9 protein-coding genes are annotated in these 8,644 nt (G+C 70.3%); 7 read left to right on the forward strand and 2 right to left on the reverse strand.

The window, feature by feature from the left end; genetic code table 11:
* Positions 1–179: 179 nt before the first annotated feature.
* The gene (locus ADK55_RS06780) at positions 180–1,895 is read left to right on the forward strand and encodes an ATP-dependent nuclease (protein ID WP_053676552.1); all 1,716 of its coding nucleotides are present in this window, start codon (positions 180–182) and stop codon (positions 1,893–1,895) included.
* 164 nt (positions 1,896–2,059) lie between these two features.
* Here ADK55_RS06780 and ADK55_RS36030 read toward each other — a convergent pair whose 3' ends face one another.
* Positions 2,060–2,392, reverse strand: coding sequence for a PCC domain-containing protein (locus tag ADK55_RS36030; RefSeq protein WP_078998572.1), 333 nt, complete (start codon positions 2,390–2,392; stop codon positions 2,060–2,062).
* Entirely contained in the window at positions 2,389–3,150 is a 762-nt protein-coding gene (locus ADK55_RS06790) for a helix-turn-helix domain-containing protein (RefSeq protein WP_053676553.1), read from the reverse strand. Before ADK55_RS06790 ends, ADK55_RS36030 begins: the two co-directional genes overlap by 4 nt.
* A gap of 425 nt (positions 3,151–3,575) precedes the next feature.
* Between ADK55_RS06790 and ADK55_RS06795 the strand changes: the two genes are divergently transcribed.
* The 6 genes from ADK55_RS06795 to ADK55_RS39590 all read left to right on the forward strand — a co-directional run bounded on the left by ADK55_RS06795 (position 3,576) and on the right by ADK55_RS39590 (position 8,534).
* On the forward strand, positions 3,576–4,826 hold the full coding sequence (locus ADK55_RS06795; RefSeq protein WP_078998574.1) for a TfuA-like protein: 1,251 nt from the start codon (positions 3,576–3,578) through the stop codon (positions 4,824–4,826).
* Positions 4,813–5,964, forward strand: a complete 1,152-nt coding sequence (locus ADK55_RS06800) for a YcaO-like family protein (protein WP_053676554.1) — start codon at positions 4,813–4,815, stop codon at positions 5,962–5,964. The genes ADK55_RS06795 and ADK55_RS06800 overlap by 14 nt, the downstream gene beginning before the upstream one ends.
* Positions 5,961–6,845: a class I SAM-dependent methyltransferase gene (locus ADK55_RS06805; protein ID WP_053676555.1), complete on the forward strand. Its 885-nt coding sequence runs from the start codon at positions 5,961–5,963 to the stop codon at positions 6,843–6,845. The genes ADK55_RS06800 and ADK55_RS06805 overlap by 4 nt, the downstream gene beginning before the upstream one ends.
* Positions 6,842–7,855, forward strand: coding sequence for an NAD(P)H-dependent glycerol-3-phosphate dehydrogenase (locus tag ADK55_RS06810; RefSeq protein WP_053676556.1), 1,014 nt, complete (start codon positions 6,842–6,844; stop codon positions 7,853–7,855). Before ADK55_RS06805 ends, ADK55_RS06810 begins: the two co-directional genes overlap by 4 nt.
* 72 nt (positions 7,856–7,927) lie before the next feature.
* Positions 7,928–8,284 (forward strand): hypothetical protein, encoded by a 357-nt coding sequence (locus ADK55_RS06815; protein ID WP_053676557.1) that lies wholly within the window; start codon positions 7,928–7,930, stop codon positions 8,282–8,284.
* Positions 8,271–8,534: a hypothetical protein gene (locus ADK55_RS39590; RefSeq protein ID WP_053676558.1), complete on the forward strand. Its 264-nt coding sequence runs from the start codon at positions 8,271–8,273 to the stop codon at positions 8,532–8,534. Before ADK55_RS06815 ends, ADK55_RS39590 begins: the two co-directional genes overlap by 14 nt.
* Positions 8,535–8,644: the final 110 nt, after the last annotated feature.

Genomic DNA, 8,644 nt, shown 5'->3' on the forward strand with positions numbered 1-8,644 from the left:
GCCTAAGCAGGTGCGGTTCTGTGTCGAGGGTGGACCGGTGGACCTCACCGGTTCACTTGTCGAGGACGTCGGATCGGTCAAATCTCGTCGATCTGGCCGGATATGGAATCGCTCCCGTTAGGCTGAATGGCTCACGGTGCTGCGCCGGACGCAGTGCGCGGAGGTACCTCGGGAGTCTCATGGCAGTCTCGTTCGCCGTCTCGGAGATCACGCTGGTTGACGGCACTGTGTTCGTCCCTCCGGCGAACGGGATGACCCTGTTCATCGGGCCGAACAACAGCGGGAAGTCCGCTCTTCTCAGCGAACTCTCGCCTCGCATCACCACCCCTACGATCTCTCACCCTCCGCTGTGGATCCGGCAGGTCCTTCAGGCACACGAAGGCTCTGGGGAGGACTTCCTCCGGTGGGTTGAGAGCCGTGGTCACCGTTCGTGGAAGATCAACGGCCAGGAGAGGATCCGCGGGGGAACCAATGGAAGCCTTGTATCCCCGGAGAGCGTTCAATCGGCGTGGACTTCGGGAGGGTACAGCCAGCTACGCACCCTCCTCCTGACGGAGCAGTGGACCGACCAGCGGCTCCAGATACGTGCCGAGTCGGGACGCTGGGACCATGCGGAACCGGCGTCCGATCCTGTGCAATTCCTGTACGAGGATCCTGAGCTCCTGAAAGCCTTCTCTGCATACACCCTGGAGGCGTTCGGCGAGGAGATCGCCGTGGACTGGACCGACTCGACCTTCCGGTTGCGAGTGGGTGAAACTCGGATGGCCGACGTGACCCCGCCGTCCCCCGAACTGGTCGCCGCCTACCGAAGCCTTCCGCTGCTGTCGGACCAGGGCGACGGCTTCAAGGCCTTCGTCCAGATCCTTCTACACACAGTCCTGCGGCCCACTCCGGTCATCCTGATCGACGAACCCGAGGCCTTCCTCCATCCCCCTCAAGCCCGTCTGCTGGGGCGGATTCTGGCGCAGATGCCAGGCCAAACCCAGGTATTCGTCGCCACGCACAGCGCCGACTTTCTGGCCGGTGTACTCGACGCCCGAGAGGTGCGCCCGCTTTCCCTGATCCGCCTGGACCGATCTGGACAACCGCGTGCCAGAGTCCTGGCCCCCGGTGATGTAGCCGAGCTGCTTCGAACTCCGCTGTTGCGATACTCCAACATCATTTCAGGTCTGTTCTACGACCGTGCCGTGCTCTGTGAGTCCGAAGGCGACTGCCAATTCTACGCAGCCACATTCGACGTCACCCGCGACGGTTCGGCCACGCATGAGAACACCATCTTTCTGCACACCAGCGGCAAAGACCGTCTGGCCGACACGGCGCGCCGGCTGCGGCACTGCGGTATCCCCACAGCGGCCATCGCTGACTTCGACCTTCTCAATGATCACGGAAACGTCAGAAAGGCTGTGACCGCGCTCGGCAGCGATGTCAGGCCCTTGGCTGGCGCCATTAAGACGCTCAACGACCATGCAAACGCCGGGCGCACGGTACCTACCGTCGCAAGCTTCCGCAGAGAGATGTCTGCCGCACTGACAGGCCCTGGGAACAGCGCAATCACCGAACAGATGGCAGACAAGCTCAGCAAACTGATCAAGGGATCGTCCGGCTGGGGCGCCTTGAAGAAATCGGGCTTGAGCGCGCTTGACGGGGAGGTGTACGCCGCTGCCGAGCAGCTGGTGAACACCACCGCCGAACTCGGGCTCTTCCTCGTCCCTTGGGGCGAGCTCGAATCCTGGGTGCGTAAGATCTCCTCCAGCAACAAGCAGAACTGGCTCTCACAGGTCTTCAGCAGCGGCGAATACCTACGGCCCTCCGCCGAACTGCGAGTCTTCTGCCAAGCCATCCGCGACTATCTGAGCCGGCCGGTTGCAGAGCCGGATCTAACCGAAAGCACGTGAAAGCTGACGGATGCGTGCCTGGTCAGCCTTGTTCGGGATGGTGCGCAGCGAATCCCGCGAAAGCGCAAGTGGGCGCGGCTATCAGGCCTGGAAAGCCACACCTACCCTTAACGGATCTGCCGTCTCGCCCGGACCAAGTTTTCAAGGGCGACGGGCGCAAGTACTCAGTCGACAGGGATGACGTACGCGCGGGCGAAGTGGGTAGCGATGGTGGCTTCGTGGAGGTGTCCGGCGATGGCGCGGTCTCCTTCGACGCCCATGACGACGTGGAGGTGGACGAATCCGTTGCGGATCTCGCCGGTGCCGGTCATCTCGCCGGGCAGGTCGTACTTGGTGATGGTGTCCTTGAGCGCGTCGCCTTCGGGCATGGTGGAGACGGTGAAGGAGTCGGCGGCCCCGATCAGGGACACGATCGCTGCGTCGGTGATGCCCGCTTCAGCGGCCTGGCGGTTCAGCTCGTCGACGAGTTCGCCGTGGGGGACTTCAAAGACGATCATGCGGGGCTCCGTCCGATCATGGGGCTCAACTGCCGCAGCATGACGGACGAGCACCAGCGGGCGCCAGAGTCTCCGGGGTTGAGGGCCTCTCTCGCGAAGCGGGTGGCGAGGAAGTCCGCGCGGTGGCCGTACGCGGCGGGCCGGGCGGCGATGCGTCCGGCGGTCGTCCAGTCCACGGCGCAGACGCGGGAGGTGACGGCCGTCATGTAGAGGCGGCGGACCTCCTCGTCGTGGGTCAGGACGCGGGCGACGTGGGACGCGTGGGTTTGGCCGGGCATCTTGGCGAGGATGCCGGCGGCGTTGACGCGCAGGATCGGCACGTCTCCGTCCAGTGTCCAGCGGCGCAGGTTCGCGCTGGAAGCCTTGTCCGCGAGGGAGGCTGTGACCATGTCCGCGCTGTGTGTGGTCTGGACGCGGGCCAGGGGCCCCGGGTCGCGGCCGGCGATGCTGGCCGCCATTTCCGAGGCGAGCGCGCCGTGTGAGAGCGCCAGGGTGGACAGTCCGAGAAAGGCTCGTCGGTTCACGCGGTCGAGGGTAGCTTCCGCGGCCAGTTGATCGACAGACACGTCCAGTACCCGGGACAGGTGCTCTATCCAGTGCCTGCCGGGAATGACCTTTCCGCTCTCCCACCGCTTGACCGCGTCCCGGCCGGGCGCCCCGGTGGGGTCACCGGCGCAGATGGCCAGTTCCTCGGCCAGCCGGACTTGGGACCACGTCTTGAGTTTGCGCAGATCTCGGATCAACTGACCGATCGGCATGGCCTCATGATGCCCCCCAAGATGCCCCCGCGTGGGGGCCTTCGCACGGTTCACCCTTGGGGTGTCGCCGCCGACAACCGCACTCCTGAAAGCGGCTGACGGCGTCCCGCCCGAGGCCTTGGGCGGAACGACGGGCCCCGGCCCGCGACGCCACCCGGTGGGGGCATCCGCCCCGCACCGTCGCCATCTGCATCAAGGAGACAGCCATGGAGCAGTCGAAGTCCAACGTTGCCGCCCACACCTCGGCCGCGGTCGAGGGAACCGAAGAGATCACCGGGACCGTCGTGGTCGCCATCGACGTCGAGGACGAGGAGTAACCCTCGCCGCTGTTCGTGCCCTGACCTGGGCGCCCCTCCCCTTCCCGTGGGCTCACACGGCCCGGGGAGGGGCGCCCGTCGCGCTTCACCCTGAAAGGGACCGCCGTCATGATTCACGTGTTCGTCGGGCCGACGCTGCCCCGATCCGACCCCCACCTCGCCGCGCCGGGCCTGCGGGTGCTGCCACCGGCCCGGCACGGGGACCTGTTCGACACCGACATCGGCGGCACCGTGGTGCTCATCGACGGGGTGTATCACCAGTCGCCGGCGCTGCGGCACAAGGAGATCCTGGCCGCGATGGGCCGGGGCGTGCGGGTGATCGGCGCGGCGAGCATCGGTGCTCTGCGCGCGGCCGAACTGGCGCCGCTGGGGATGCTCGGCGTCGGCGCCGTCTACGCCGCCTACGCGCGCGGGGACATCGAGGGTGACGACGAGGTCGCGGTCGGGCAGTGCCCTGACGGCGACTGGGACGCGCTGACCTGCCCGCTGGTGAACCTGCGCTACACGCTGGGCCTGGCCCGCTCGGCCGGTGTCCTGGACGGCACGCGGGCCGCCGTGCTCCTGGCGGCGCTGCGCGAGGTTTACTATCCCGAGCGCACGTGGCCCGCGGTGCGGGCGGTGTGCCGACGCCAGGGCGAGACGGGGTTCGTGGGGTGGCTGGACGAACAGCGCGGGCGTGACCGGTACTTCGGTGACCTCAAGCGCGCCGACGCCCTCGCGGCCCTGCGCGCCGCCCTCGACCCGGCGCCGGTGAAGCGGAGGGCCGTCGTCGAGCCGTGGGTGTGGCAGACGACCTATTTCCGTCGCTGGTCGAATGCCGCCGCGTGCGAGCGCGTGGACGGGATGCTGTTGTCCACCGAGGACCGCATCGTCTACCAGCAGGTTTTCGATCCGGCGTTCGGCGAGCGGTGGACGTCCTACCTCGAACACCTCTCCCGCCGACCTGTCGACGGCCGGCCGGGGCTGCCGCTCGCGGCAAGACTGGCCCGGGTCACCGGTGGAGACCTGCCCGCCGATCGCGTGTTCCACCCGCCCCTGGACCTGCGCGACGCGCACGCGGTGGCGCTGCTGCTCGCGGGGGAGAGCGCGCAGGACCGCCAGGCGGTCGCCCGCTACGGCGCCGCGCTGGAACGGGCCCGGCGCAGTCGGCCCGGCTTCTCGACGCCGGCGGTGCGCGATGAGGTGACCCGCGATGTCCTGCTGCGCGTATGGGCCTGTACCGAAGCGGAGTTCGACGCGCAGGCGTCCGCGCGGGGCCTGGTGGGCGGGGCGCGCGCCGTCGCGGCGGCCAAGCGCCTCGTCCCCGGATTCCTGGAAGAGATCGACACGACGCGGGAGGCCGCCCATGCCGGCTGGTGACGACCTGGTGGCGCCGGCGGGCACGGTCCGCGCCCGTACGCCCGAGCAGACGTGGGCGGCGGTGGCCGCATGGCTGCCCGACTTCGGGATCACCCGTGTCGCGGATCTGACCGGCCTGGACTGCGTCGGCCTGCCCGTCTTCACGGCGATCCGGCCTGCCTCGCTGACCCTGAGCGCCTCGCAGGGCAAGGGCGCCACACCCCTGCTGGCGAAGTTGTCGGCGGTGATGGAGGCGATCGAGTTGTGGCACGTCGAGCAACCGCTGTCCGTCGACGCCTACGGGCCGGCCTTCGAGGTCGCCCCCGACTGCCCCGTCGCCGCGCTGGCGACCACGACCCCCTACCCCGCCGGTGCCCTGTCCCGGATGGTGGGGGAGTGGACGGCTGGCACCGCCCTGGTGAGCGGGGCCCGGGTGCTGCTGCCGGTCGACCTGGTACGCCGGCGCGGACAACGGCCCGAGTGGAGCCCGGACGTGTGGCGTGCCACGAGCACCGGCCTGGCCTGCGGCAACACCCGCGACGAAGCGTTGTTGCACGGACTGTTCGAGGTGGTGGAGCGCGATGTTCTGTACCGCGACGCTAGCGCGCGCGGAAGAAGGCGCACATGGATCGACCTGCGGACGGTCGAGGACCCGCACGGGCGGGAGATCATCGACCGGGTGGCGGCCGCGGGCATGGCGCTGGAGGCCGCCATGGTGGACGGCCCGTACGGGCTGCCGGTCTGCGTGGCCTACCTGTGGTCACAGGACCTCCCTACCGTCTTCGCCGGCGGCGGCTGCCACAGCCTGGCGGGCATCGCGCTGACACGCGCGGTGACCGAAGCCGCGCAATCCCGGCTCGCCGCCATCGCCGGCACCCGCGACGACCTCCCCGGCGACCCCGGCGGCTTCGACACCGCGTCCTTCCAACCGCCGCGCACCACCGGTCTCGATCCGTGGCCCCAGGCGACAGCCCACTTTCCGGCCCCGACCGGTCACACCTTCGCCCACCACGTCCGCGCCGTGGCCCGGCGGGTCGCCCGCGTCACCGGGCACGAACCGGCCGCCCTGGACCTGTCCGCCCCGGCAGGTCCCGTCCACGCCGTACAGGTCGTCTGTCCCGGCACCCGCTCACGGATCGGCAGGTCGATGCCCCGATGAACCCCACCACCCCGGCCCGGGTGGACGCGCCCGGCCAACAGCGCAGCGCCGACTACGACGTCTTTCACGCCGCCCGCGCCCGAACCGACCTGGTCGCCCGCCTGTACGCCCGCGCGATGGGCGAGGACTACCCGGCGGAAGTCGCCGCCTCCAGCTCGTGTGACTGGCCCCTGCTGGGGCTCCTGACCGCACGCCTGCGCCTGCGCCCGAACGACCTCCTCGTGGACGCCGGATGCGGCGCCGGCGGCATCGGCCTGTGGCTGGCCCGAGCCCTCGCCGTCCGCCTGGACGCCTTCGACCTCTCACCCGTCGCCGTCACGCAGGCCACCGCCCGCCGCGCCCACTTCCTCGGCCCGGCCGCCGACCGCGCCGCCTTCCGCGTCGCGGAGCTGGAACACACCGGCCTCACCGACGGCCGCGCCCACGCCATCGTGTGCGTGGACGCCCTCGGGCGTGCCGCGGATCGAGGCACCGCCCTGCGGGAACTCGGCCGTGCCCTCGCCCCCGGCGGCCGGCTGCTGGTGACCCGGGCCCTTCGGCGCGGCGCCGATCCGGCATGGCATCAGGCGGTCGCCACCGCCGGCTTGAGGCAAGAGCACGTGGACGAGCGCCCCGGCGAGCCCGCGATGTGGGAGCGCCTGTACCGACTGTGGATCGCCCACGCCGATCAGCTGCGGCACGACCTGGGCCAGGCCCCGGCCGACAACATGCTCCGCGAGGCACACCACATGCTCCCCACCCTGCGTGGCAGGCGGGCGGTTCTGCTGACCCTGCGCCGCCTGCCCGGTGACCGGGAGGAAGCGGGGGCGGCCGATAGGATGGCCGGGCCCCGCCTCCCCGGTGGCGACAAGCCCGCGCCCGGCGAGAGGACCCCGCAGTGAACCAGCATCACCCCGTTCGTGCGGCGGTGTTCTCGGCAGGCTCCTGGGGGACCGCCGTCGGCAAGATCATGGCCGACGCCGGCACGAACGTGACGATGCACGCCCGGCGCGCCGAGATCGCCGACGCCATCAACACGACACACAAGAACCCCGGGTACTTCCCCGACGTCGAGCTGCCCCCCAACCTGACGGCCACCACCGACGCGGCCGCCGCGCTGGACGGCGCCGACTTCCTCGTGCTGTCCATTCCCGCGCAGTCCCTGCGGGAGAGCCTGGCCGCCTGGGCCCCGCACATCGGCCCCGACACGGTGATCGTGTCGCTGATGAAGGGCATCGAGATCGGATCAGGCCTGCGGGCGAGCCAGGTGATCACCGAAGTCACCGGCATCGACCCGGACCGGGTCGCGGTGCTGTCCGGGCCGAACCTGGCCCGCGAGATCATGGACGGCCAACCCGCCGCGGCCACCATCGCCTGCCCCGACGAAACCGCCGCCCACCGCGTCCAACACGCCTGCTACACCCCGTACTTCCGGCCCTACACCAGCACGGACGTCATCGGCTGCGAACTGGGCGGCGCGGTGAAGAACGTCATCGCCCTCGCCGTCGGCATCGCCTCCGGCATGGGCATGGGCCACAACGCGCAAGCCATGCTCATCACCCGAGGACTCGCGGAAACCACCCGCCTCGCGACCGCCATGGGCGCCCACCCGGCGACCCTCTCCGGCCTCGCAGGCCTGGGCGACCTGGTGGCCACCTGCTCCTCCCCGCTCTCCCGCAACCGCACCTTCGGCGCCCACCTCGGCCAGGGCCTGAGCATGGAACAGGCCACGGCCGCCACCCGGCAGACCACCGAAGGCGTCAAGAGCGCGGCGGCGATCCTCGCCCTGGCCCACGCCCACGACGTCGAGATGCCCATCACGGACGTCATCTCCGCCCTGCTCACCGAAAAGGTCACCCTCTCCCAGGCCGCGGCCGCGCTGATGCAGCGACCGCCCAAGCCCGAGCGCTGACCCCCGCCGGGAACCCCGAACACCGGGGCCACCGCCTCGCACTCCCGCCCTCCCGACACGGAGGTCACACCCATGCCCCAACCCGTGCTGACCGCTGCCCAAATCACCCTCGCCTGCGCCCTCGCGGCATGGATGATCACCGGCTTCACCAACCTGCCCGGCCGCTGGATGCGCTGGAGGATGTTCTGCCGCGCCACCTTCACGATCGTGACGCTCACCGGCACCACCCGCGACGGCCGCACCGAGCCGGTGAACGTCTACGACCACCTCTCGCCCGGCTCCTTCATCCTCGGACCGCCCCAGCTTCAGGCGATCCTCGACCACCTCACCCACAGCGGCCGATACACGCGAATCGACGGCACCGGCCGCGTCCTGTCCGCCCGAGGGGAACAGCCGGTGGAGGTGAGGAACAGCCGTGTGGTTCTTTGACGCCATCGCCTCCGGCTTCCAGTACCCGACCGACCCCGGCCGCCTCCAGGCATTCCGCATCCTCTTCGGAGCCGTCCTCACCGCCCGGTTCGCGCTCTCCGTCGGCCAAGGAGGATGGAACCGCTTCGTCGCCGGCTCGCTGATCTGGGGCATGGTGCTCGACGGCTACCGGCCGGACCGGGCGGACCTGATCGGCGCCTGCCTCTGCCTCGCCGGCGTCGCCGTGATCATGTACGCCCCCCGGGGCTGACCCGTACCGGTTCCCGCCCGGCCGCCGCCACGCGGGCCGACGGCCCGGTGCGGCCCGCCGCGCCCGTCCGGTCACGCCCTGCCCACCCTGCCCCCCCCGGCTCTGGCCGC

It is taken from the genome of Streptomyces sp. WM4235, assembly GCF_001279725.1.
Classification (GTDB): domain Bacteria; phylum Actinomycetota; class Actinomycetes; order Streptomycetales; family Streptomycetaceae; genus Streptomyces.

Bases quoted from the DNA above. Each gene is read 5' to 3' on its own strand.
- ADK55_RS06800 (WP_053676554.1), top strand. From the start codon at position 4,813: ATGCCGGCTGGTGACGACCTGGTGGCGCCGGCGGGCACGGTCCGCGCC.
- ADK55_RS36030 (WP_078998572.1), bottom strand. From the start codon at position 2,392: ATGATCGTCTTTGAAGTCCCCCACGGCGAACTCGTCGACGAGCTGAAC.
- ADK55_RS06780 (WP_053676552.1), top strand. From the start codon at position 180: ATGGCAGTCTCGTTCGCCGTCTCGGAGATCACGCTGGTTGACGGCACT.
- ADK55_RS06815 (WP_053676557.1), top strand. From the start codon at position 7,928: ATGCCCCAACCCGTGCTGACCGCTGCCCAAATCACCCTCGCCTGCGCC.
- ADK55_RS06805 (WP_053676555.1), top strand. From the start codon at position 5,961: ATGAACCCCACCACCCCGGCCCGGGTGGACGCGCCCGGCCAACAGCGC.
- ADK55_RS06790 (WP_053676553.1), bottom strand. From the start codon at position 3,150: ATGCCGATCGGTCAGTTGATCCGAGATCTGCGCAAACTCAAGACGTGG.
- ADK55_RS06795 (WP_078998574.1), top strand. From the start codon at position 3,576: ATGATTCACGTGTTCGTCGGGCCGACGCTGCCCCGATCCGACCCCCAC.